Source organism: Cellulophaga sp. 3_MG-2023 (genome assembly GCF_030546975.1).
In the GTDB taxonomy this organism is placed as follows: Bacteria; Bacteroidota; Bacteroidia; order Flavobacteriales; family Flavobacteriaceae; genus Cellulophaga.
In genome coordinates, this window is the sequence record NZ_JAUOPS010000004.1 from 254,044 (window position 1) to 278,216 (window position 24,173).

At 31.8% G+C, this 24,173-nt stretch carries 23 protein-coding genes; 11 read left to right on the top strand and 12 right to left on the bottom strand.

All coding sequences use genetic code 11. The features are described 5' to 3' along the window. Window positions 1–3: 3 nt before the first annotated feature. Complete coding sequence (gene trmB / locus Q4487_RS12455) at window positions 4–675, bottom strand: tRNA (guanosine(46)-N7)-methyltransferase TrmB (protein ID WP_100894818.1); 672 nt, start codon at window positions 673–675, stop codon at window positions 4–6. Window positions 676–745: 70 nt separating this feature from the next. Here trmB and Q4487_RS12460 point away from each other — a divergent pair, with 70 nt between their 5' ends. Continuing rightward, window positions 746–1,849, top strand: a complete 1,104-nt coding sequence (locus tag Q4487_RS12460) for a glycosyltransferase (RefSeq protein ID WP_100894817.1) — start codon at window positions 746–748, stop codon at window positions 1,847–1,849. Here Q4487_RS12460 and Q4487_RS12465 read toward each other — a convergent pair. Together Q4487_RS12465 and Q4487_RS12470 are read right to left on the bottom strand one after the other, a co-directional pair. After that, window positions 1,774–2,829 (bottom strand): cell wall metabolism sensor histidine kinase WalK, encoded by a 1,056-nt coding sequence (locus Q4487_RS12465; protein WP_100894816.1) that lies wholly within the window; start codon window positions 2,827–2,829, stop codon window positions 1,774–1,776. The two genes, Q4487_RS12460 and Q4487_RS12465, sit on opposite strands and share 76 nt — an antisense overlap. Further along, window positions 2,829–3,518, bottom strand: coding sequence for a response regulator transcription factor (locus Q4487_RS12470; protein ID WP_100894815.1), 690 nt, complete (start codon window positions 3,516–3,518; stop codon window positions 2,829–2,831). The genes Q4487_RS12465 and Q4487_RS12470 overlap by 1 nt, the downstream gene beginning before the upstream one ends. A gap of 179 nt (window positions 3,519–3,697) precedes the next feature. Between Q4487_RS12470 and Q4487_RS12475 the strand changes: the two genes are divergently transcribed. The 6 genes from Q4487_RS12475 to Q4487_RS12500 all read left to right on the top strand — a co-directional run bounded on the left by Q4487_RS12475 (window position 3,698) and on the right by Q4487_RS12500 (window position 11,767). After that, a complete protein-coding gene (locus tag Q4487_RS12475) occupies window positions 3,698–6,478 on the top strand; it encodes a TonB-dependent receptor (RefSeq protein ID WP_303542930.1) in 2,781 nt (926 codons plus the stop codon). A gap of 205 nt (window positions 6,479–6,683) precedes the next feature. Then, complete coding sequence (locus tag Q4487_RS12480; protein ID WP_303542928.1) at window positions 6,684–7,805, top strand: hypothetical protein; 1,122 nt, start codon at window positions 6,684–6,686, stop codon at window positions 7,803–7,805. A gap of 157 nt (window positions 7,806–7,962) precedes the next feature. Beyond that, complete coding sequence (locus Q4487_RS12485) at window positions 7,963–9,681, top strand: thrombospondin type 3 repeat-containing protein (protein ID WP_303542926.1); 1,719 nt, start codon at window positions 7,963–7,965, stop codon at window positions 9,679–9,681. 199 nt (window positions 9,682–9,880) lie between these two features. Beyond that, entirely contained in the window at window positions 9,881–10,192 is a 312-nt protein-coding gene (locus Q4487_RS12490; RefSeq protein ID WP_100894813.1) for a T9SS type A sorting domain-containing protein, read from the top strand. A 162-nt stretch (window positions 10,193–10,354) separates the two neighbouring features. Further along, entirely contained in the window at window positions 10,355–10,687 is a 333-nt protein-coding gene (locus Q4487_RS12495; protein WP_100894812.1) for a T9SS type A sorting domain-containing protein, read from the top strand. A 102-nt stretch (window positions 10,688–10,789) separates the two neighbouring features. Further along, window positions 10,790–11,767 carry an acyl transferase gene (locus Q4487_RS12500; protein ID WP_303542923.1) on the top strand — a complete coding sequence of 326 codons (978 nt, stop codon included), beginning with the start codon at window positions 10,790–10,792 and terminating at the stop codon, window positions 11,765–11,767. Window position 11,768: 1 nt separating this feature from the next. Here the strand turns inward: Q4487_RS12500 and Q4487_RS12505 are convergent, their stop codons facing one another. From Q4487_RS12505 to Q4487_RS12515, 3 genes are read right to left on the bottom strand one after another with little or no spacing between them, the layout of a single operon-like run. Further along, complete coding sequence (locus tag Q4487_RS12505) at window positions 11,769–12,407, bottom strand: tetratricopeptide repeat protein (RefSeq protein WP_303542921.1); 639 nt, start codon at window positions 12,405–12,407, stop codon at window positions 11,769–11,771. 16 nt (window positions 12,408–12,423) lie between these two features. After that, window positions 12,424–13,014, bottom strand: coding sequence for a hypothetical protein (locus Q4487_RS12510; protein WP_303571894.1), 591 nt, complete (start codon window positions 13,012–13,014; stop codon window positions 12,424–12,426). A 1-nt stretch (window position 13,015) separates the two neighbouring features. Beyond that, a complete protein-coding gene (locus Q4487_RS12515; RefSeq protein WP_303542919.1) occupies window positions 13,016–13,579 on the bottom strand; it encodes a DNA-3-methyladenine glycosylase I in 564 nt (187 codons plus the stop codon). A gap of 282 nt (window positions 13,580–13,861) precedes the next feature. On the opposite strand from Q4487_RS12515, the gene Q4487_RS12520 reads away from it, so the two are divergent. Further along, complete coding sequence (locus Q4487_RS12520; RefSeq protein WP_303542917.1) at window positions 13,862–17,023, top strand: carboxypeptidase regulatory-like domain-containing protein; 3,162 nt, start codon at window positions 13,862–13,864, stop codon at window positions 17,021–17,023. 74 nt (window positions 17,024–17,097) lie between these two features. Beyond that, window positions 17,098–18,450, top strand: coding sequence for an alkaline phosphatase family protein (locus tag Q4487_RS12525; protein WP_303542915.1), 1,353 nt, complete (start codon window positions 17,098–17,100; stop codon window positions 18,448–18,450). Here Q4487_RS12525 and Q4487_RS12530 read toward each other — a convergent pair. Further along, entirely contained in the window at window positions 18,420–19,058 is a 639-nt protein-coding gene (locus Q4487_RS12530; protein WP_303542913.1) for a Crp/Fnr family transcriptional regulator, read from the bottom strand. The genes Q4487_RS12525 and Q4487_RS12530 overlap by 31 nt on opposite strands. Window positions 19,059–19,292: 234 nt before the next feature. Here Q4487_RS12530 and Q4487_RS12535 point away from each other — a divergent pair, with 234 nt between their 5' ends. Further along, window positions 19,293–19,922, top strand: a complete 630-nt coding sequence (locus Q4487_RS12535) for a thioredoxin family protein (protein ID WP_303542911.1) — start codon at window positions 19,293–19,295, stop codon at window positions 19,920–19,922. On the opposite strand, the gene Q4487_RS12540 is transcribed toward Q4487_RS12535, so the two are convergent. From Q4487_RS12540 to Q4487_RS12560, 5 genes are all read right to left on the bottom strand, one after another. After that, on the bottom strand, window positions 19,905–20,630 hold the full coding sequence (locus tag Q4487_RS12540; protein ID WP_100894806.1) for a hypothetical protein: 726 nt from the start codon (window positions 20,628–20,630) through the stop codon (window positions 19,905–19,907). The genes Q4487_RS12535 and Q4487_RS12540 overlap by 18 nt on opposite strands. A gap of 62 nt (window positions 20,631–20,692) precedes the next feature. After that, a complete protein-coding gene (truB, locus tag Q4487_RS12545) occupies window positions 20,693–21,403 on the bottom strand; it encodes a tRNA pseudouridine(55) synthase TruB (RefSeq protein WP_100894805.1) in 711 nt (236 codons plus the stop codon). A gap of 10 nt (window positions 21,404–21,413) precedes the next feature. Beyond that, complete coding sequence (locus tag Q4487_RS12550) at window positions 21,414–22,199, bottom strand: undecaprenyl-diphosphate phosphatase (protein WP_100894804.1); 786 nt, start codon at window positions 22,197–22,199, stop codon at window positions 21,414–21,416. A gap of 3 nt (window positions 22,200–22,202) precedes the next feature. Next, window positions 22,203–22,469: a DUF3098 domain-containing protein gene (locus tag Q4487_RS12555; RefSeq protein ID WP_100894803.1), complete on the bottom strand. Its 267-nt coding sequence runs from the start codon at window positions 22,467–22,469 to the stop codon at window positions 22,203–22,205. A gap of 44 nt (window positions 22,470–22,513) precedes the next feature. Then, window positions 22,514–23,392, bottom strand: coding sequence for an ABC transporter permease (locus tag Q4487_RS12560; protein WP_303542906.1), 879 nt, complete (start codon window positions 23,390–23,392; stop codon window positions 22,514–22,516). 160 nt (window positions 23,393–23,552) lie between these two features. Between Q4487_RS12560 and Q4487_RS12565 the strand changes: the two genes are divergently transcribed. Next, entirely contained in the window at window positions 23,553–24,110 is a 558-nt protein-coding gene (locus tag Q4487_RS12565; RefSeq protein ID WP_303542904.1) for a porin family protein, read from the top strand. Window positions 24,111–24,173 lie beyond the last annotated feature (63 nt).

The following is a 24,173-nucleotide window of genomic DNA, read 5'->3' on the forward strand; positions in this document are numbered from 1 at the left end:
TGGTTAATTGACTCTAAATTTTATATAGGTGATTGGTTTTCCTTTTTCAAGATACTGATTTTCATAGAAAGTCTGAATCTCTAACACCTCTTTTGGGCTTCCTTCGTTCTTATACACATCATGATTGGCATAAATTACTTCTAAACCTTTACCATGTAACAAACCAAGTGTGTAACCGTGCATAAACTCGCTATCGGTTTTTAAATTAACTACACCGTCTGGTTTTAATATTTGCCTATACTTAGCTAAAAAAGCCTCGTTAGTTAATCTGTGCTTGGTACGCTTGTATTTTATTTGAGGATCAGGAAAAGTAATCCAAATTTCAGAAACTTCGCCTTCTGCAAAAAGTTGGTCTATCAACTCTATCTGAGTTCTAATAAAACCAACATTATTCATACTTTCTTCGGTTGCGGTTTTAGCACCTCTCCAAAAACGAGCTCCTTTAATATCTACACCAATAAAATTTTTGTCAGGACTTTGTTTTGCTAAACCAACAGTGTACTCTCCTTTACCACAACCTAATTCTAATATAATTGGATTATCGTTTTTAAAAAAAGTATTCCACTTGCCTTTTAATGCAAAAGTCTGGTCTACAATTTCTTCTCTGGTTGGCTGAATTACGTTATCAAACGTTTCGTTCTCTTTAAACCTCTTTAGCTTGTTTTTACTTCCCACAACATAAATTTAATGATTTGGCAAAGCTAAGGAAATCTATTTATGTTTTTATAGTAGTTTCTTTATAGGTATGAATAAAAGCAAACGTATACTAGTTGCCCCATTAAACTGGGGTTTAGGGCACGCTACAAGGTGTATTCCTATAATAAATGCTTTGTTAGACCAAGGATTTACTCCTGTTATTGCGTCAGATGGTGACGCACTTAACCTTTTAAAGAAGGAGTTTCCCGGTTTAGAATTTCACGAATTGCCATCGTACAAAATAAAATATGCTAAAAACGGTAAAAATTTTAAAATAAAACTACTTTGGGATTCTCCTAAAATGCTAAAAGCAATACAGAAAGAAAAAAAACAAACCAAAAAACTGGTTAAGGAATTTAACATTGATGGTATTATCTCTGATAATCGCTTGGGAGTATGTTACAAAAAAGTACCTAGTGTTTTTATTACACACCAACTAAATGTGCTAACTGGCAATACCACTTGGATGACCACCAAACTACACCAAAATATTATTAAAAAGTTTGATGAGTGCTGGGTTCCTGACACAAAAAAACAACCCAACCTATCGGGCAAATTAGGACATTTAAAAAACTCTAAGCTTAAAATTAAATACTTAGGACCGTTGAGTAGATTTACAAAAACAGATGTTCCTAAAAAGTACGATTTGATGGTGCTTTTATCTGGGCCAGAACCGCAACGCTCTATGCTTGAGGAAAAGATATTTGATGAGCTTATTGGCTACCCCAATGATGTGCTTTTTGTAAAAGGCATTATAGAGGAAGAACAAAAAATATCATCTTTAAGAGGTAATACTATTATTTATAATTTTATGAGCTCTAAAGCTTTAGAACGCGCTGTAAATGAGAGCAAAATGGTACTTTGCAGATCTGGCTACACCACTGTAATGGATTTAGCAAAGCTAGAAAAGAAAGCCTTTTTTATACCAACTCCTGGACAGTTTGAGCAAGAATACTTAGCCAAGCGTTTAGACAAAAAAGGAATTGCACCAACTTGCCAACAAGATGATTTTACGCTAGAATTATTAAAAAAAGTAAAGGATTACAAAGGGTTAACTAAGTTTAAAAACAACTTAGATTATGCTGTTTTGTTCTCTATTTTTTCTAAAGTAAAAGAAAACTCAGACCCAACATCTACAACACTTTCTACATAAATTTTCTCGTTATGCGCCTCAATAATATGTTTTACTATAGACAAACCTAAACCAGAACCACCAACTTCTCTGTTTCTACTTTTTTCTACACGGTAAAAACGCTCAAAAAGTCTAGATAAGTGTTCTTTAGATATACCCTCACCGTTATCTGTAACGCGCACAATTACTTTACTTTTTATAAGGTTCTCTACACTAACCTCTGTAGTACCGTTAGTATGACCATATTTTATAGAATTTACCAGTAAGTTAGACACTACTTGTTGCATACGCTCCTTATCTGCCCTAACCATTATAGGTTCCTTATATTCCATATCAAAAGTTAATGTAATTTGTTTTTTTGCTGCACGCATTTCAAGCAAATCAAACACATTTTGTATTAACTCTACAATATCAAAATCTTCAAACTCCATTGTTAAACCACCAGCTTCTAACTTGGTAATCATATCTAAATCTTTAACAATGTATATTAAACGCTCTACACCTTTATTGGCACGCTCTAAGTATTTTTCGCGCACTTTTTTATCGTCCATAGCACCATCTAACAAGGTTAAAATATAGCCTTGCACAGTAAATAATGGCGTTTTTAACTCATGAGATACGTTGCCTAAAAAATCTTTTCGGTATTCTTCTCTAATTTTAAGTGTGTCAATTTCTATCTTTTTTCCTTTGGCAAATTTTTCAATTTCCTCGGTCAAAGTTTTAATATCTGTAGTAATAGGAGCAGATGAAAACGAAGTAGATTCTAACAATGAAACATCATCATATATTTTTTTAATTCTTCGGTATATAAAACGCTCTACCCTATGTTGTATAATTAAGAAAGATATACAAAAACTAGCAAGCGCAAAACACAACAAAAACAGCCACTCTACAGCAGCTGCATAATACATATACAATCCTAACAACAGTGTTAGTGTTATTACAATAAAAAATGATGAACGGAATGCGAATTTATATGACTTTTTTAGTCTTTTTGCCATTATAAAACAAACTTATAACCAACACCTTTTACAGTTTTAAAATGGTCGTCTCCTATTTTTTCTCTTAATTTTCTAATGTGTACATCAATGGTTCTACCACCAACAACAACCTCGTTACCCCAAACCTTGTCTAAAATAACTTCTCTTTTATATACTTTGTTAGGCTTAGAAGTTAGCAAAGCTAAAAGTTCAAATTCTTTTCTTGGCAATACTATTTCTTCACCATCATTAATAACCTTGTACTCTTCTCTATTAATTACAATGTTACCAACTTTAACTATATCTTCTTGCTCTGCAGCATTATCTTCTTTTAGTCTTCTTAACAAGGCTTTTACTTTGCTAACCAATACTTTTGGTTTAATAGGCTTTGTAATGTAATCATCTGCACCAGCATCAAAACCTGCAACCTGAGAATAATCTTCTCCCCTAGCTGTTAAAAAGGTAATAATAGTGTTTTGCAAACCAGGAGTGCTACGTATAATTTCACACGCTTCAATACCATCCATTTCTGGCATCATTACATCTAAAATAATTAAATGAGGATGTTTTTTCTTAGCTTTTGCAACGGCTTCAACCCCATTCTTTGCTGTAAAAACCTCGTATCCTTCTGATGAAAGGTTGTAACTAACAATTTCTAAAATGTCTGGTTCGTCGTCTACTAAAAGTATCTTAATATCCTTCTTTTTCATTTTTATATTTTATTGATTGGTTCGCCAAAAGTAAAGATAATACTTATACTTCAAAGCCGCTTAACATTCATTTAATATCGTAACATTTAAATAACAATTAGGTTTTAAATTGTTAACACGTAGATAACATCGCGTTCACAGGTTGACACGTTCTTTGCGCCAACTATTAAACGAAATTAATGAGACTTTTATTATTGACATTTTGCCTACTAACGTGCTTAGTATCAAAGGCACAAGAAACAGGAAGCATTGTTGGGAAACTAACAGACAAAGAAATGAATAATGACCCGTTACCATTTGCTAACGTACTAATTAAAGGAACAACTAAAGGGACTACAACAGATTTTGATGGTTTATATGAAATTGCAAATCTAGAGCCAGGAACATACACTGTACAGTTTAGTTATGTGGGTTATGAAACTGTAGAAATACCAAATGTAGCAATTGTTGCTGGTAAGGTTACCACAATAAATGTACCAATGGCAGCTAACGAAGGTATGATGCTAGATGAAATTGTTATTACAACAGTTACAAGAAAAGATTCTGAAACTGCTTTATTATTAGACCAAAAGAAAGCAGTTGCATTTAAAACTGCTATTGGAGCAGAAGAACTTTCTAGAAAAGGTGTAAGCGATGTTGCTGGTGCAGTTACTAAAACAACTGGAGTATCTAAACAAGAAGGTTCTGGTAGTATTTTTGTTCGTGGTTTAGGAGATCGTTACAACATTACAACACTTAATGGCTTACCACTACCATCTAACAACCCGTCTAATAAAAATATCATCTTAGATATTTTTACTACGGACATAGTTGAATATGTTGGAATTAGTAAAACTTTTGAAACTCAAAACTATGCAGATTTTGGTGGTGCAAACATAAATATTGTGTCTAAAAACTTCTCTGGGAAACCTTACATTAATGTAGGAGTTGGAATTGGAGGAAACTCTAATGTTTTAGACTTAGACAAATTTTACTTGCAAGACGGCCCATCATATAGTGGTTTTAATACCGTTAAAGCCCCTAGCACTCCTTTAGACCCATCTAGCTACAATACAAGTTGGGACAGACAAAACAGTAAAAATAGAATAAACAACAGTTATTCTTTATCTGGAGGAAAAAGATTTAACTTAGGCGAAGAAAGTAGCTTAAGTACTTTTATTACAGCTTCATTTGACGCCGAAAACAAATACACAGAAGGTATTGACAGAGGTAGCATTACAGCTCAAGGAACAATTAACTCTGATTTTTACAGAAAATCATACAAGCACAATACCAATACAACAGTAATGGGTTCTGTTAATTACAAACTAAACTACAGAAACTCTATATCTTTTACCTCTTTATTTTTAAATTCTACATCACAAGATTACAGTGAGTACGAAGGAGAAAACCAAAATTTTGATGGTGGTGCGCCTGGAGACAATGACCTATCTGGTTTTATTAAGCGTGGTACATATGACCAAACAAAGTTATTTGTTAACCAATTATTAGGTAAACATAAAATAAATGAAGAATGGAATTTAAACTGGGCTGTAGGATATAGCATACTAGACAATGAGATCCCAGACCGTATGCAAAATACATTTGTACCATCACGAGATGGATCTTCAAATTATACTTTTTTCTCAGACTCTAGTATACATAATCACCGTTACTATCAAGAATTAGAAGAAAAGGAACTTTCTGCAAACCTAGCTCTTTCATACAATTTTAATAAAGTTGAAGACGAGTTTAAAGGAAAAGCAACAGTAGGGTATTCTGGAAAATTAAAAGATATTTCTTTTTCATCTGATCAATATTCTTTTTTTCCAATTACAAACAGAATTAATTTTCCTGCAGAAGGCATACATAATGTGGATACTTATTTAGGAGAAAGCTTCTATGATACAACACAAGGTGATAGATCTAGTGAAATTCCTCAGTCTTATGACGGAAACTTAGATGTACACGCCGCATACGCAAACATACAGTACAAGTTAACAGACAAGCTTTCTGCCATTTTAGGAGCAAGAGTTGAGCAATTAGACCAAAGTGTTTTCTTTATAACATCTTTACAACCAGCTGGAGGAAATTCAGATTTTTCTCCTCTTAACTTCTTACCAAGTTTAACTGCTAAGTACGAACTAAACGAAAAGCAAAATTTAAAATTTGCTTTTAGTAAAACCTATACATTACCGCAGTTTAAAGAAAAAGTAAGATTGCTTTTTGAAGAGGTTAACCAAGGTTACGAAGGAAATCCAAACTTATACGCTTCTACAAATTACAATATTGATTTAGGTTGGGAATTATACCCTAGTAACTCAGAATTAATCTCTGTTACTACCTTTGGTAAATTAATTCAAAACCCAATAAATGAAATGTTTACCAACTCTTCTTCTGGTAATATTACGTATGCTAACACAGGAGACAAGGCCCTAGCTGTTGGTGTAGAAGTTGAATTACGAAAAAACATTTACGAAAAAGAAAATGATGATAATTTAAAAGAAAAATTATCTTTTGGTGTTAATGCATCTTATATATACACCAATCAAGACCTTGACAAAGACAAAGTTTTTAATGAAAATGGCTTTGGAGCTAATTTTACTTTTGATGAAGTTGACCTTTCTGGAGCTTCTGACTTATTAGCAAATGCAGATGTATCTTTTCTTAAAGAGTTTTCAGAAACAAAAAACGTTTCTGCAACATTATCTTACGGATACCTTTCTGATAAATTAGCTGTAATTGGAACACAAAACAAGGGTAATATGGTAGACAAAGCCATAAATAACTTAGATTTTGTTTTAAAAACTGGAATAACTAAAAATTTAAATATTGGTTTATCTTATAAAAATATATTAAACCCTAAATACGAAAGAGTACTAGAACAAAGTGAGGTTCCTGGTTCTACTTCTGGAGATGTATTAGTAAGTTCTTTTAAAGTTGGCTCTAAATTTAGCCTGTCTTTAAATTATAAATTCTAAAACAATCCTTTTCACAATACAAGAGCAACTACATCAACGTAGTTGCTCTTTTTTTTACAAATTTTTTAATTGTAAATTTTAAGTTAAGTTCTGTTATTTTATTTAAATGATAGTTAACATCAATGTAATACTCACTTAACACCTTATCAAAGGATAGTCCCTTTCTTTGCCGAAAGAAAACTACAAAACAAAAATTTAAAACGAAATGAAAAAATCAATCTTAGCTTTATCAGCAATTATAGCTTTAACTTTTACAAGTTGTAACAGTGATGACGATACTCCTACAACTCCAAAAAGCACATTTGAATTAATGGCTGATGACTTAAAAGGAGATATTACTGACGGCACAGTAACACTAAACCCTTCTGAAACTTACACACTAACAGGAGCTCTTATAGTAAAAAGTGGTGCTACATTAATAATTCCTGCTGGAACTACAATCAAAACTGATGCTAATTTACCTAGCACATCATTATATATAGCTGTTGAAAGAGACGCTACAATAAACATTAATGGAGAATCTGGAAACCCAGTAGTAATGACTTCTGGTAAAGCTACACCTGCACAAAGTGATTGGGGTGGTTTAGTTATTTGTGGTAACGGTATTGCAAATACAGGAGTAAATGGAACTACTGAAGTAGGTGGTCTTAGTTATGGTGGCACTGACAATACTGATTCTTCTGGAAAGATAAACTTCTTAAAAATTGAATATACTGGTTCAAAGTTTTCAGCTGAAAAAGAGTTCAATGGAGTTTCTTTTTTTGCAGTAGGTAGTGGCACACAAGTATCTAACATCTACGCTTACGAAAGTGGTGATGATGGTATTGAATTTTTTGGAGGAGCAGTTAACGCATCTAACATAGCTATAGTAAATTCTTATGATGATTCTTTAGATTTTGCTGATGGTTATGCAGGTACATTAACAAATGTATTTATTTCTGGTATTACTAAAGCAGGTGTTGAAGGTTCTAACAATGGTGATAATGATATTGCTGAGCCTATTACTAATGCTAAAATCAACAACATATCTATAGTTAAAGGTGCTGACGCTAAATTTACAGCTAGTGAGCAAGCAATTAACTTTAAAGAAGGTGGTGGAAAGCAAGCATACACTAATTTATTTGTAGATGGTATTGCTACTGCTTGTAAATTAGATTCTGGTTCTGGTGCAACTGCAAGAATTGAAGCTGGTGATTTCACAGTAACTGATTATCAATTTACTGCTACCGATGCAGATTTAAATGGAGCTACTTTCTCTGGAGCAACTACTGCAACAGGAGCTGGTAACGGTGCTAATGAGCCTACTTGGCTAGAAGGAATTAAATAATATTCTAAATATTATTCAAGTATAATAAATGGTAAAAACCGCCTAAACACAGTTTAGGCGGTTTTTTTACATCTTATAATAACAAAGTATTAATGTTTATATAATGCATTTAAGTAGTCTAAATACTACTTTTAAAAAAACTTAATCCTATTTAATTATGAGAAAAATAATATTTTTATTGTTAACTATTTGCCATTCATTCGCTGTGAATGCTATGTCAACTTACACTAATTTAAATAAAGATGATAAAGCACAAAATACAAATTGTAGAACAGAAAATTACAATATTAAGAAAAATACAACCTACATAGGGCACATATTTTATTCTGAAATAAGAGAAGTAGGCAATATCACTGAAGAAATAGCAAAACAAAAGTGTAATAGAGTATATACAAATCCACAATTAAGTAAAAGATATAGAATTGAACTTAAATTAGAAACACCTTTAGAACCTAAAAGATTCTACTATATAGATATTGGTCAAGGGAAAAGATATTACTATCTGCTATATTCAGATATAGATATAAATGATGTTGATGAAAGAATTAATACTACAGAAATAGATAGAGTTATCTGCAACAAAGAACTTGATACTGACAATGATGGAATACCTGACTCAAAGGATAATTGCCCAACAAAATCAAATTTAAATCAATCTGACATTGATAATGATGGTATTGGTGATGTTTGTGATTTACAGGATGATCGTGACGACGATGGTGATGGCACAACTAATCATTACGACAAATGCCCATATGAATTAGGTCCAATTTCAAATAACGGCTGTCCTATTCAAACAAATTATATAGGTCACATATTTTATTCTGAAATAAGAGAAGTGGGCAATATCACTAAAGAAATAGCAAAACAAAACTGTAATAAAGTATATACAACTCAACAATTAAGTAGAAGATATAGAATTGAGATTCCACTTACCGAAGCGTTAGAACCTAAAAAATTCTACTATTTAGACCTTGGGAGAGGCAAAAACTATTATTACTTATCATCTTCAAATGTTGATATTAATGATGTTGATGAAGAACTATATTCATCATATGGAATACAAAAAATTGAGTGTTTAGACTCAGACAATGACGGCACTCCAGATTTCAAAGACAATTGCCCTACTCAAACAGGGCCAAGTAGCAATAATGGGTGTCCAATAAAAGACTCAGACAATGATGGTGTTCCTGACTCAGAAGATAATTGCCCAAATGAAGCCGGTTCAGCTTCTAATAACGGATGCCCAGTATCCAATGAACCCGCTAAGATTGAAATCCAAAAAATAGTTGTTAATAAAGTTAGTGATGATAAAGTTGTTTTTAATTCAGAAGTAAACAATTCAAAGCTAATTCTAAATAATAATAATGATTACAGTATTGAGGTTAAAATAAAAAATGTTGGCGGTGAAATCCAAAAAAAAATTATGTGGGTAATTGCCGAATCAAAAGACAATAGGTTTGATCAATTTAATGATTGCACTAATACAGGAGGCGGTACTTCAGAATACTCGATAAATTTAGCTCCTGATGAAGTAAGAACTAAAAAAAGAGAGATATCTATATACAATTCAATAATGGGGCTTTGTACAGTAAAACAATCTGGTTACTTAATTGTTTCAATTAATAATGACATTAATTACTCTATACCTTATAGTTATTCCTCTGAATCTTCTAAATCTAGATCACTAGCTACTAATTCACAAACAATCAAACAAAAACCATACATAATTGATGTTTATAATTTTAAAGGGCAAAAAGTATTAAGTAAAGAAGTGAAAAATACAGAGGAAGAAAACAAAGCAACACTCTTTATACCAAAAGGAGTTTATATTATAAAAAGTAAAAATGGAGATAGAAAAATTTATATAGACTAAAAAAGCATTTACGTATTAAAATTAACCGCCTAAACACAGTTTAGGCGGTTTTTTTATGATTAAAACAGACTCATTGTTTGTGAAGTTTTTTCTTTCTTTTAAAAAAGTTTTTTCCGTTTATCGAAAATGTTAAATTTATTGCAACGTTAAAAGCTTCAGTTTAGTATATTTGTAGTATATTTATTGTATACAGCTTTATATGAAACAATTATACCTTGTATTATTCTTTGCTTTTTCTACAGTGGTTGCCTTTGGGCAAGACACTAAAAAGGTGTCTGATATTGAAGGTTTAAAGCTTTACCCCAACCCTGTGACTAATGGCAAAATCTACATTAGTACTAAAAAAAATGCTCCTAAAAAAATATTAGTTTTTGATGTTTTAGGAACAAAAGCACTAGATACTAAATTAATTGGCAAAGAGTTAAATGTTTCTAATTTAGATGCTGGCGTATATGTAATACGCATTTTTGAAAAAGATAAAGTTGCCACACGTAAACTTATTATTAAATAGAGAGTTGCAGTTCATCCGAGCAACGCATTTTTCAAAATTTTATTTCTTAACAACTTAAAAAAGGTGATTTAACCTACAATAATTCCCTTTTCACAACATTAAATATTTTTAAGCTTACACTTACTCTACATTTACACAGCTAATCCCAAATCAGCAAAAAAAATGAAGAAAATCTACATTTTGTTTTTAATGACGTTTTGCTTGCTAGTTTCTGCCCAAGAAAAGGTAGTTAACTTACCTATGCAAAATAGCAATATTCCCCAAATTGCAGATTTTAAACTATACCCTAATCCGGTAGCGGACAGAACCGTTTATATTACTACTAAAGAAAACAGAGCTAAAGACATTGTTGTTTATAATATTTTTGGCGAAGTAGTTTTAAAACAACGGTTAATTGCTAAACAATTAAATATTTCTAAGTTAATTCCTGGGATGTATTTAATGCAAGTAACAGAAAATAAAAAAACAGTGACACGCAAATTAGTCGTGAAATAAAAATTAAACCCAAACAACCACATAAAGGCCCTAACAACTTGTTAGGGCTTTTTGTTTTTTACAACTAAGTAGTTGCTTACTTTTGTACTATTATTTGTAAAAATGAATACAGAAACTATTTTTAACATACAGACTAAAGAAGATTTTAATACAACTGCATTAGATGTATTTAAATTTCAGTACAACAATAATTTAGTCTATCAGGAATTTTGTAATCATCTACACAAAGATTGTAGCAACGTAATTAATTACACAGATATTCCTTTTTTACCTATTCAGTTTTTTAAAAGTAAAAAGGTACTTATAAATAATACTACTCCTCAAATAACTTTTAGCAGCAGTGGTACCACTGGTATGGTCACCAGCAAACACTACGTATCTAATGTGCAAGTTTATATAGATAGTTACTTAAAAGGGTTTAAGCACTTTTACGGTAACATAAAAGAATATTGTGTTTTGGCTTTACTACCGTCTTATTTAGAACGAGAAGGATCTTCTTTAATATATATGGCAGACGATCTTATTAAAAAAAGTGAACACCCAGATAGCGGCTTTTACTTGCATAATATTGATGCTCTGGTTAGCAAACTAAAATCACTAGAAGAAAAAGGCACAAAAGTACTTTTAATTGGCGTTTCTTTTGCTCTATTAGATGTTGCTGAACAATACAAACTTCACCTTAAAAACACCATTATTATGGAAACTGGTGGTATGAAAGGAAGAAGAAAAGAATTAATTAGAGAAGAGCTACACCAAGAATTAAAAAATGGTTTTGGCGTTGACAACATACATTCTGAGTACGGAATGACCGAGTTACTTTCTCAAGGGTATTCTAAAGAAAATGGTATTTTTAATACTCCTCCGTGGATGAAAGTGCTAACTAGAGACCCAGAAGATCCGCTAACACTACAAAAAACAGGAAAAACAGGCGGAATTAATATTATAGATTTAGCCAATGTAAACTCTTGCTCGTTTATTGCCACACAAGATTTAGGTAAAGTACACCATGACCAAAGTTTTGAAATTATTGGTAGGTTTGACAATTCTGATATTAGAGGATGTAATTTATTGGTATTATAAACTAATCAAAAACAGTTAGTTCACCATCTATAATGTTTCTTATCCCTATCAGATTAGGATATCCATTAATTTTGGCTTCATTAAAATATTTTTCTCTAGAAATTGAATCTCCTGCATAATGAAAGGCAACGCATAAATTTGCTGCTATAACAGGATTTCCTTTATCTAACTCATAACTTTTAACTCCTACCTCTGTTGCTTTTTCAAACTCTTTCTGCTTTAAATAAATTACAACTAAACTAGAGTAAGCCTCTGCGTATTTAGGGTTTATTGCTATTGCTTTTTCATACAAATCAGCTGCTTTTTCATAATCACCTTCTATACGAGCAACAATTCCTAAACCTGTAATTGCTTCTTCCATTTTTGGATCTACTCTTACTGCATTTTCAAAGGCATTTTTAGCTTTAGCATCCTCCTCCAAATCAATATACGTATTACCTAAAAGTGCCCAAGCATACTCATTCTCTTTTTCGCTTAAAACATAAGTTTCCATTAACTGACTAGCAACTTCAGAATTGCCAGATAAATACTTTTCGCTTGCATCAGAAATATCTAATCGCTTGCTAAGATCAGATTTCTCACTATTACCACAGCTTATTAATGTTAGTAATAAAACAAGCATTAAAAAATTATTTCTCATATTTTTATTTTAGTCGTTAATATAAAACCCTATCAAAATTAGCTGGTAACATATTTCTTGTTTTTATAAGTTTACCAGTTGCAGAAAACCAATACTCTTTATATACTTTTTTATTATCTTTTTTACCTTTAACCAATAATTTGTACTCCATATTTGGCACCATTAAATTCATAAAAGCACTTTTGTACACAGTATCTTCGTCTTCTTTAGATTTTACAGGATACTGCTGGTACATTCTTCTAATTTTAAATTGATCAAAAGATTCTACTAACTGATTATTTATGGCGGTAAAAGCTTCAAAAGGAAAATCTACTTGCTTTATTCTAAATCCTATATTTTGTAAATCTCCATTTGCAGAATACTGCATTTGATATTGCAATTTTACCTTTTTAAATTTGGCTCTGTACACAACTTCTTGCGCACCAATTTCTTTGTAATATTTTATTTTTTTTATATCATTACCCAACAATTCTTTGGTGTAGCTAATTTCTGGGAACTGAGATTTTAAAATTCTGTGTTCTCTTTCTATTTTATTTTGAGCTGCAACTGTTATCACACAGAAAAAAAGTAGAACAACAGAGAAACCAATATTTTTTAATCTAAACATACTATACTTCATTATATCTAAAGCAATTAACCTCATGATCATTAACCATACCAGTTGCTTGCATAAATGCATAAACAACTGTACTACCAACAAATTTAAATCCTCTTTTTTTTAAGTCTTTACTTATAGCATCAGACAAAGGCGTGTTTGCAGGTGCTTCTTTATAATTAGTTAACGCATTTTTTATTGGCTTGTTGTTTACAAAGCTCCATATGTACGAACTAAAACTACCAAACTCTTTTTGTATTTTTATATAAGCAGCTGCATTGGTTATAGCAGAGTTCACTTTTAGCTTATTTCTAATAATGCCTGCATCTTGTAGCAAAACATCTATTTTATCTTGTTTGTAATTTGCAATTTTTTTATAATCGAAATTATCAAAGGCTTTTCTAAAATTTTCACGCTTGCGTAAAATTGTTATCCAACTTAACCCAGCCTGAAAAGTTTCTAAAATTAAAAATTCAAATAACAATTTATCATCTTTTACAGGAGTTCCCCACTCTTCATCATGGTATGCTTCATACAAGTCATCTCCTACACACCAACCACATCTATGTTTTTCCATAATTTTAATTAGTTATATGTTTTAAAGGTATGTAAGTTTATTTTAAATTTTTATAATTCATTTAATTTAAAACAATAATAAATCTAAAGAACCAAACAAAAATATGCTTGCAAACACACAAAAAATAATTAAAAAACTAAATTTATAGTTTTCAGCATTACAACTCCTATATTATCAAATATTAAACTTAAGGTTAAGTCCGTAAGTAATGTTAAAAACTAACATTTTTCAGTTTGTTGCTGCCACTACTTTTGCAGCCAATTAAATAACAAACTATACAAAATGAAAACAAAATACAAGAATTACTTACGGGTAATAGCTTTATTTATTTTACTAGGAACTTCACTAAACTCCTATTCACAAGCTACAAATGCAACTATTAAAGGCTCTGTAAAAGATAACATTGGAGAACCTCTTATGGGTGCAGAAATTGTAATAAAAGATATTTCTACAGGCTTTATCTCTGGTACATTAACTAATGAAAACGGAGATTTTAAATTTCAGCAACTTCCATTAGGCGGACCATACAAGGTTACGGCAAAATACTTAGGTTTCTCAGAATCTGTTAGAGAAGGCATTATGCTTAATTTAAGTGATGCAGTTACTATTAATTTTGAACTACAAGAGTCTTCTACAACATTAAATGAAGTTGTAGTATCATCTAACAGTTTATCTAAAAGAATTGAACAAATTGGTGCTTCTACAAAAATTGGAGCTACCCAAATTAAAAAACTTGCTACTGAAGGAAGAAACTTTACTGGCTTAACTAGTTTATCTCCACTGCAAGGTGGCGGAAGCTATAATTTAAGCGGACAAAGAGGAACTTCTACCAATGTAACTATTGATGGCACTAATGCAAGAAACCAACTAACTGCTGGCGATATTGGTAGCGGACCTTACACAATATCACAAGAAGCTATTAGAGAATTTGAAGTTTCTACTAATGATTATAATGTTACACAAGGCAGACAAGCCGGAGGATCTATATCTGCTGTAACCAAATCTGGTACTAATGAATTTAAAGGTAGTACTTTCTTTTACCACAGAGCAGATGGCCTACAAAGTAAATACAACATTCAAGGACAAGAACGTACTGCAGATTTTTACAATTCTCAGTATGGTGTTAGTTTAGGCGGACCAATAGTTAAAGACAAACTTCATTTTTTTGCTGTTTTTGAAAGACAAGATGCCGGAGAACCTAGGTATATTGCAGATATACAAAGTACAGATGATGAGAATAGATTAGGCATAACACAAAACAATTTAGACCGCTACTTAAGCATTGGCAGAAACTCATACGGCTTGGGTAACCAACAACAAATTGGTCAGTTTGATCGTGAAACTGAAGCAAATAACCTTTTTATTCGTTTAGATTGGCAAATAAACGACAAGCACAGACTTACACTACGTAACTTATACAACAAATGGGATAATCCTTTTAGTGTTGGTGACAACTCTAGCATAGAATTAGCAGAAACATATTCAGATTTTGCATCTAAAGAAAATAGTACTATGCTTTCTTTACGCTCTATGTTTAGTCCTACTGTTACTAACGAATTTAAGTTTCAATACCAACACGCAGAAAGGGCTTACACACCTAGCTCACAACTGCCACCATCTAATATGCCAAGAGCAATAGTACAAGTATCATCTGTTTTACCAAACGGGAACAACAGTACTAAAAGTGTACAGTTAGGTGGGCAACGTTATTCTCCCGAAACTAATGTAGAAAACCAAATACAGTTTACAAACACTACCTACATTAATACAGACAATGCAAACTTTACATTTGGTACAGATAATATGATTACGTCATTAGAAACATTACTTTCTAATGAACAAAATGGTCGTTTTTATTTTGATTCTTTAGATGATTTTGAAAACCTAACCCCTTCTAGATACGCTAGAGAAGTACCTTTACAAGGTTTACCTATTGTTAAGCAAACCGTTTTAGATTTATCTTTATTTGCACAAGTAGATTTTGATATTACCCCAGATTTAAATTTGGTAGCCGGCGTACGTTGGGACGCAACTAAGTTTTTAGACGCTGCAGAATACAATCCGGTAGTAGACCAAGAATTAGGTATACGTACAGATGAAAAGCTAGATGATTACAACAATATACAACCTAGGTTTCAGCTTACATACAACCTAAAAGGAGAAAATAAAGACGTATTTAAATTAGGAGGAGGCGTTTTCTCTGCTCAACCTCACTACTACGCACAAGTAAACAATATTCAAAATAGTGGCACGCTATTAGGCGCAATAGATGTTACTGGCAGTAATGTTCCTACGCCAGATTTTCAATCATATCGTAATAACCCTAATACTGTCCCTGGTGTACCTGCTGGTGTTACTCCTTTTTCTACAATAAATGCTGTGGGTAAAGATTTTGAAGTACCAACAACATACAAGGCTAACTTAAGCTACACTCACTTTTTTGGCAGTAAATATAGTCTTGGCTTTAATACTTTATTTAGCCATACCAAAAATAATTACACATACCAAGAAGCTAATTTAGTTAAAGAACCTTACTTTGTTACACAACAAGGAAGAGAGGTTTTTGTACCTGCAAATACTATTACAGAAAACGGATCTGTAGACTGGAAAAACTCTAGAATATCTAACCAAGTTGGTAGAACTTTAGTAATGACTTCTGATGGTGTGTTAGACAACCTTGCTTTTGTTTTAGAAGGCTCTGCACAAATTGGGAAAGATGGTTATGTAAACGCAAGTGTTACTTTTAATAGATCTAAAGATAACTCATCATACAATTGTTGTGTTGCTAACACCTCTACTTTTTTACCTGTATCTGGAGACCCTAGAGATTTAAACTACGGCTTTGCAGACAACCATTTTGACACTAAACTTGTTGTAAACGGTGCTACACCTACCTGGAAAGGTTTTACATTAGGTGCAAAAGTAATTGGCCAAGGAGGTACTAGATATACTTTTAAAGTAAATAGTAACACTAGTGCTAACGGAGACTTTAACCTAAGTAATGATGTTGCTTATATTTTTGATCCAAATGACCCAAGTACTCCACAAACTATTATAGACGGCTACAACCAAATACTAAACGACCCAAAAACTCCAAATGGTTTTAAAGAGTATTTAAAAGATAGTTACGGCAGTTTTGCTGAGCGTAACGGCGGAAAAAACCCTTTTTCTGCATTTGTAGATCTAAGATTGCAAAAGCGTTTTGAAACTAAAAATAAAAAACAAGGCTTAGAGTTATCTATGGATATTTTCAACTTTGCCAATATGCTAAATAAAGATTGGGGACAGTCTCACAACTTTGGCAATAGAAATTTAATGAGAATAACAGGCTTTGATCAAACTAACCAAAACTATAATTATTCTGTACAAACTTCTAGCGGAACAGAGCCTATAAACGGAACTCCTTGGAGATTGCAATTGGGTGCTAGATATACCTTTAATTAAGAATTTTAATTTTTGTTTAATAGTAGAAGGGTTTGCTAATAATAATTAAGCAAGCCCTTCATTTTAAAAATAATATGAAAAAAATTATATACTTATTAAGTCTTTTAATTTCCTCTCAAATTTGTGAGGCGCAAGAAAAGTTAATTACAGAACACGTAATCTTAATTTCTGTAGATGGTTTTAGACCAGATTTTTATTTAGAAGAGAAGTGGCCGGCTCCTAATTTAAAAAAAATGGTTAAAGAAGGCGTATCCGCTAAAGGAGTTAGAGGTATTTTTCCATCTGTAACATACCCTTCACACACTACTTTAATTACAGGTGCTTACCCAAAAGAACACGGCATTTATTACAATAGTCCTTTTGAAGAAAAAGGACAAACTGGTCGTTGGTATTGGGAAAACAATCTTATTAAAACAAAAACACTTTGGACCGCTGTTAAAGAAGCTAACAAAACAAGCGCTAGTTTTCTTTGGCCTGTGTCTGTAGGCGCAGATGTAAACTATAACATACCAGAATATTGGTATTTAAAAGGAGATTACGGTAGTATTAAACCTATGCGAGATTTCGAAACTCCTAAAGGTTTTTTAGCTGAAATGGAAGAAGAAGTATTGGGAAAATTAAATAAGAATACATTTAATGGCGATTATTTAAATAGAGAAGATAGAATTGGAGAGATGGCGGCATATACACTTGAAAAATACAAGCCAAACTTTATTTCTATTCATTTATTTGCTGTAGATCATTTTCAGCACGAGCAAGGCAGAGATGGCGAAAAAGTATACACTTCTATTGCAGCAGTAGATAGGGCTATTGGTAAAATTATGGAAGCCTCTAAAAGAGCTGGCATAGAAAATAAAACAACATTTATTATAACTGGTGATCACGGTTTTGTAGACATACATTCTGCATTAAATCCTAATATTTGGTTGGTAGAAGAAGGTTTAATGGAGAGTAAAAAAGATAGAGGAAATTGGAAAGCTACTTTTCACACATCTGGAGCTTCTGCATTTTTAATGGTAAAGGATAAAAAAGACAAAAAAACGATTGAAAAAGTTCGTAACAAACTAAATAATTTACCTGATAATATTAAAAAATTATTTAGAGTGGTTAACAGAGAAGAATTAGATAAAATTGGTGCAGACCCAAATGCTGTATTAGCTTTAGCACCAATACCTGGTATTGCAATGTCTGCTAGGTCCAATGGCAGTATACTATCTCCTAGAAGAGGAGGCACGCACGGTTTTTTTCCGGACTTTAAAGAAATAGAAACTGGTTTTGTTGCTTTTGGAGCAGGCATTAACAAGGGTAAAACCATAGAAAAAATGGGCTTAGAAGATGTAGCTCCTGTAATTAGTGAGTTACTTAAATTAAACTTTACCGCAAAAGACGGAATTCTTTACCCAGGTATTTTATCTAAAACAAACTGATTATTTTTTAAAGCATTAGCTATAGTTTGTCGGGTGGCCCCAATAAGGTCACCCTTATCTTTTTGGGTTAACAAACAATGTATATTATAAGCTTTACCGTTAGCGTCTAAAACTTTAAAGTTATATACTGTTTTTAAAAAGTTTAACTTATCTGTAATTGACTTTTCATTTACTTTGCAAAGCTTTTTTTCTGCCATATACCACCTTTTGGTTAGATAGCTAAAAAACCATTCTGCAGAAATAGGGTGACTTTTTACTTCTTTCTTAAAAAAATTTAAATCGTATACTCTAACTCTTACATCTACTAATGCCTTAGCAAACTCAGAAAACTGACCGTTTAAATACATTAAGTTTCCAAAAAACTCTCCTGTGTGTAATACAGCGTAAGTATACTCATCTCCTTTTTCTGAGTACCCTCCCAGCTTTATAGCGCCTGTTACTATTTCATAAATATAGTTTTCTACTTTAGGCGGCTCGTATAAATATTCATTTTTATCAAAAACTACTTCAAAAACATTCTCATTTAAGCTATCCATCTTTTTCTCCTTTAAAAATTTATAAAGAGAAAATGTTTCATAATCACGTAAGTCTGGTCGTATACTTTTCATAAAAAATGGATCAACAATTAAAAAAATCAAATCTATTTTTTCTATGTTAGAAATCTATTATTTAAAGTTTAAGTTTGCTCTACTATGTTAACTAATTGTAATGCAATTCTGTTAAACTTATCTTAACAATATACATTGTAAGTTTTTATAATTTTCTACTACCAATATGACGATTATCAGCTTATAAAAATAGTTTCTATATTATTTTTGAATAAAAAAGTAAAGCCTTTAGTTATGAATTCTACAAACACAACAAATGATACAGTAACCGCATTATTAACCAATGCAATCTCTTCTGCTATGCCTTACTTAGAGTATAGAGAACTAATGCGTAATTTGGTTGCTAACAACAAATCTACTGGTATTGTACAAACAGATGCTTTAGCAAATTACACTATGCTTAATGATAAACGTATGAAGCGTTTAGACAAAACAACAAAGCTACCTGATGCTACTATTAACAAAATAAAACAAGTTAAAGCCAAAACAACGTGGTTGGTTTTAACAGAGAGCTGGTGTGGAGATGCTGCACAGTCTATGCCTGTAATGCAAAAATTTGCAGATCAAAATCCTAATATTGATGTAAAAGTGATTCTTAGAGATGAAAACCTAGAGTTGATGAATCATTTTTTATACAACAACACATTATCTATACCTAGACTTATTGCCTTTAATGAAGACACGCAAGAAGTTATAGGTGATTGGGGACCAAGGCCTAGTAAGCTAACTAAAATTGTTGAAGATTTTAAGGCTAAAAATGGCGGTTTAACACCAGAATTTAAACAAGAGTTACAAGTTTGGTACAATAAAGATAAAGGCCAAAATACTATTGAAGACTTAACACAATTACTTGCCTTGGAATAGGTAGGTAATTGTTCCTTTTTGCTTTTCTTTAGATGAGTTACTAAATTTAGATTTTAATGCGTACTCTATAGCATTATCTACCAAACACCCATTACTAGTGCCAGAACTCTTTTTATTAAATTCTGCATCTGTAACGTTACCAAAGCTATCTACCTCTATGTTTATAACCACTTTACCACCTTCTATACACGTATATGTTGGTGGTGGTAAATCATAAGCATTTCGTTTTACTAAAGAAAAAGAAATAGATGTTTTACGTTTTGCTAAGTTGTGAGAAACCTCATCTTTTTTTGCATCTTTTTCACCTAACTTTTGTTTGGCTTCTTCTCGTTTTTTTGCTAATTCTTTTAGACTAGCTGCGTAACCATTTTCAGAACTTATTAGTTTGGAGTTTGGGTCGCTTTCTGCATCAGACTTAGCTTCCTCCATTAATTCTTCTAGCGTTTTTAAAGGCTCTGGATTACCATAAGTTGGCTTTGCCTTTTCATTATACGCCATATGGCTTTTAATCTCTTTTTGTTGGGTAGGCTGCTGTTCTTCTTCTTTCTGCATCTCCTCTAACTCTTCATCTTCTTCTAGCATTGCTAGTTCTACCACATACTCTTCCTTCTCCTTTGCTCCTAAGTGTATATTGTACAAAGACAATACTACAATAGACATAGAAAAGAATGTGATTAAAAATGATAAGTATCTACTATCTTTAAGCATATAACTAATAACCCGTTTTTTAAAAAAATATTTTATACTCTTTTTAAAAAATATAGATTTAACTACTCTTTTGGTTTAGGCATCCCCAACACTATGGTATGAAAATCTGCAGGGGTTACTGCTTTATCTACGTTAAAATCACCTATTTTGGTTCTTCTAAGGGCAGATAAGTATCCGCCACTTTGCAATGCTTTACCAAAATCGTTGGCCAAAGAACGTATATAGGTGCCTTTACTACACACTACTCTAAACTCTACTTCTGGTAAATTTATCTTTGTAATTTCAAATTCTGTAATCTCTACTTCTCTAGATTTTACTTCTACAGCTTGCCCTTCTCTTGCATACTCATACAAACGTTTACCATTCTTTTTTAATGCTGAAAAAACGGGTGGAACTTGCTGTATTTTCCCCATAAAATTAGCAGTAGCAGCGTTTATTTGCTCTTCTGTAATATGTTCTGTTGGGTAACTTTGGTCTACTTCAGTTTCCATATCATAAGATGGTGTTGTACCGCCCAATGTTACAGTTCCTGTATATTCTTTAACTTGACCTTGTAGTGTTGGTATCTTTTTAGTGAATTTACCAGTGCAAATAATTAATAAACCTGTAGCCAAAGGGTCTAATGTACCTGCGTGGCCAATTTTAATTTTTTTTAATTCAAATTTTCTGCGAATACCCCATTTTAAAGCATTTACTGCCTGAAAAGATGACCAGGTTAATGGCTTATCTATAAGCAATATTTGCCCTTCTAAAAATTCTTCTTTGGTTGTCACGCTTTAAAAATTAGATTACTGTTAATGGGTATACAAAATAGTGAATTGCCAATATTGCTAACCCAACTACAATACGGTAGTAACCAAACATTTTAAAGCCGTGTTTACTTAAGTAGCCAATAAAAGTTTTTATAGCAAATAAGGCTACTAAAAAACCAACTACGTTACCAATAATTAACAAGTTAACCTGCTCCCCTGTTAATGTATATCCTAGCTTATAAAAATCGTAACTCTTTTTTAAAGTTGCACCTAACATTGTAGGTACCGCTAAAAAGAAACTAAATTCTGCTGCTACTGTTCTAGATAGTTTTTGAGACATACCACCTACTATACTTGCTCCACTTCTACTAACACCAGGTATCATAGCTAAGCACTGAAAAAAGCCAATTTTTAGTGCTGTTAGGTATGTAATTTCTTTTTCTTCAGAGTCTGCAAACCAATGGTCTACTCGCAATAAAATAAAACCTCCTAATACTAAAGATATGGCTACCGTTATTGGACTTTCTAACAAAGAGTCTATAACGTCGCTAAGCAACAAACCTAAAACTACTGCGGGTATAAATGCAACTAGTAACTTTAAATAAAAATCTACACTCTGAAAAAAGCGTTTAAAGTAAAGTACAAATACAGATAGTATTGTTCCTAATTGTATTACTATGGTAAATAATTTTGTAAATTCTTCTTGGGCAATCCCAAAAAAAGAAGAAACTATAATCATATGCCCTGTAGATGATACTGGTAAATACTCCGTTATACCTTCTACAATTGCTAAAATAATTGCTTGTAATATGTCCAAAATTTAGTTTTTCTTCTTGTGTGGATTTAACAAAATGGCATACACCTCTATACCTAAACCAATTAACACCAAAGTTGGTGCAAGGCGAATTCTTCTAAAATTATATATTTCAGGATTAAAAACATTTGGATCATCACTACCACCACCACTCATTAACACAAAACCTAGCGTTAAAAAAGCAAGACCTACAGCCATAAAAATATAATTCTTCTTTTGAAAAATAAATTCTCTTTTAGAATCTTCTCCTGTGGTATTACTATTTTTTTTCATTTTGTAAAAAATTTAATCCTTATCTAATTTTTAACAGTGCAAATCTAATAATATAAATCGTCTGTCCTAAGATTTAAGAAACGTTGTGTAGCTAAAAATGTACTTATAAACGAAATTAATACACCCAGAACAAAAATTGCAGCAAATAACAACCCTAATGTTAATGGATCTTGAAATAAAGTTAATTCCGGAAAAAAATCGTTTACATAATATATAGTTATAGCCAAACCTATCATTGCTATTAGCGCACCTAACATTCCTAACTTTATATTTGTCCATAAAAAAGGCCTACGTATAAAGCGTTTTGTTGCCCCAACCATTTGCATTGTTTTTATTATAAAACGCTTAGAATATACAGACAAACGTATAGAACTGTTAATTAGTAAAAATGCAATAAATGCAAATATGCCACTAGCTACTAATATCCACAAACTAATTTTTTTTACATTATCATTTAATAAAGAAATAAGGGGTTTATCATAACTTACTTCCTCTACATAATCTTTTGCTTGTATATTTTCTGCTATTTCCTCAATTTGGGTAGGCGATACAAAGTCTGCTTTTAATTGTACATCAATAGAATTTTTTAAAGGATTGTAGCCTAAAAATTCTATGAAATTCTCACCTATTACCTCTGTATGTTGCTCGGCAGCTTCTTCTTTAGATACAAAAATAGCCTGCTTAGTATAATCTGCCATTGCTAAACTTTTTTGCAATTGGTCTATTTCTACTTGTTTTGCCTCGTCCTTTAAAAATACCGAAACCGTAATTTGCTCTTTAAAATGATCTGCCATTTTTTTGGTATTAAGCACCAATAAGCCAAGCATACCTAGTAAAAATAATACTAAAGCTATACTAAGCACTACAGAAAAATAAGAGGAAATTAATTTCCTTTTTTGATAACGTTCAAAAGATTTACTCATAACTTATAACAATACGTAAAAATAGTAAAGTAATTTGTAATAATACATTTTAAAGGTATTTGTAATTAGTAATCTACAAAAAACAAGAATAAGCTTATTGTAAATTAACACTTTTTGGCATAGTAGTTGTAAAATCCTACAAAACAAAAAACATATAATTATGAAAAAAATTACCTTTTTACTTTTAGCAGCTCTTTTTGTTTACAGCAGTAATGCCATTGCTCAAAAAATAAATTATGGCGCAAAAGCAGGTTTAAATGTTTCTAATTTGTACGGCAACAATCAAGATAAAAATAGCCTTGTTACTTTTCACGCTGGTTTCTTTACTCAAATCAAAATTTCAGAAAAGTTAAATATTCAACCAGAACTACTGTACTCTAGGCAAGGTGCAGATTTAAACAGTCTGTACAAAGCAAAATTAGACTACATAGCTATTCCTATTCAATTTAAATACAACGTATTACCTAAGTTGTTTTTACAAGCCGGCCCACAGGTTTCTTTTTTAGTTTCTGATAAAGCTGTTTTTTATGACGACAATATTGGCACTTTAGATACAGACGCCAAAAGTGTAGATTTTGGTTTTAACACCGGTTTTGGACTTAATTTAGGTGCTGGTATTTTTACAGAAGCAAGGTATAATTTTGGCATTACTACAGTTGCAGAAAACCCAGATATTAAAAACGGCGTACTACAAATTTCATTAGGCTATATCTTTTAAAAAATATCATTAAACACCTTGTTTTGCAGGGTGTTTAAGTTTTTACATACTAGTAAAAGCAAT

Excerpts from the sequence above, each read along its gene's own strand:
- Q4487_RS12485 (WP_303542926.1), top strand. The coding sequence starts at position 7,963 with ATGAGAAAAATAATATTTTTATTGTTAACTATTTGCCATTCATTCGCT.
- Q4487_RS12490 (WP_100894813.1), top strand. The coding sequence starts at position 9,881 with ATGAAACAATTATACCTTGTATTATTCTTTGCTTTTTCTACAGTGGTT.
- Q4487_RS12475 (WP_303542930.1), top strand. The coding sequence starts at position 3,698 with ATGAGACTTTTATTATTGACATTTTGCCTACTAACGTGCTTAGTATCA.
- Q4487_RS12530 (WP_303542913.1), bottom strand. The coding sequence starts at position 19,058 with ATGAAAAGTATACGACCAGACTTACGTGATTATGAAACATTTTCTCTT.
- Q4487_RS12500 (WP_303542923.1), top strand. The coding sequence starts at position 10,790 with ATGAATACAGAAACTATTTTTAACATACAGACTAAAGAAGATTTTAAT.
- Q4487_RS12535 (WP_303542911.1), top strand. The coding sequence starts at position 19,293 with ATGAATTCTACAAACACAACAAATGATACAGTAACCGCATTATTAACC.
- Q4487_RS12565 (WP_303542904.1), top strand. The coding sequence starts at position 23,553 with ATGAAAAAAATTACCTTTTTACTTTTAGCAGCTCTTTTTGTTTACAGC.
- Q4487_RS12510 (WP_303571894.1), bottom strand. The coding sequence starts at position 13,014 with ATGTTTAGATTAAAAAATATTGGTTTCTCTGTTGTTCTACTTTTTTTC.
- Q4487_RS12520 (WP_303542917.1), top strand. The coding sequence starts at position 13,862 with ATGAAAACAAAATACAAGAATTACTTACGGGTAATAGCTTTATTTATT.
- Q4487_RS12470 (WP_100894815.1), bottom strand. The coding sequence starts at position 3,518 with ATGAAAAAGAAGGATATTAAGATACTTTTAGTAGACGACGAACCAGAC.
- Q4487_RS12525 (WP_303542915.1), top strand. The coding sequence starts at position 17,098 with ATGAAAAAAATTATATACTTATTAAGTCTTTTAATTTCCTCTCAAATT.
- Q4487_RS12515 (WP_303542919.1), bottom strand. The coding sequence starts at position 13,579 with ATGGAAAAACATAGATGTGGTTGGTGTGTAGGAGATGACTTGTATGAA.
- Q4487_RS12460 (WP_100894817.1), top strand. The coding sequence starts at position 746 with ATGAATAAAAGCAAACGTATACTAGTTGCCCCATTAAACTGGGGTTTA.
- Q4487_RS12555 (WP_100894803.1), bottom strand. The coding sequence starts at position 22,469 with ATGAAAAAAAATAGTAATACCACAGGAGAAGATTCTAAAAGAGAATTT.
- Q4487_RS12465 (WP_100894816.1), bottom strand. The coding sequence starts at position 2,829 with ATGGCAAAAAGACTAAAAAAGTCATATAAATTCGCATTCCGTTCATCA.
- Q4487_RS12560 (WP_303542906.1), bottom strand. The coding sequence starts at position 23,392 with ATGAGTAAATCTTTTGAACGTTATCAAAAAAGGAAATTAATTTCCTCT.
- Q4487_RS12495 (WP_100894812.1), top strand. The coding sequence starts at position 10,355 with ATGAAGAAAATCTACATTTTGTTTTTAATGACGTTTTGCTTGCTAGTT.
- Q4487_RS12505 (WP_303542921.1), bottom strand. The coding sequence starts at position 12,407 with ATGAGAAATAATTTTTTAATGCTTGTTTTATTACTAACATTAATAAGC.
- Q4487_RS12480 (WP_303542928.1), top strand. The coding sequence starts at position 6,684 with ATGAAAAAATCAATCTTAGCTTTATCAGCAATTATAGCTTTAACTTTT.
- Q4487_RS12540 (WP_100894806.1), bottom strand. The coding sequence starts at position 20,630 with ATGCTTAAAGATAGTAGATACTTATCATTTTTAATCACATTCTTTTCT.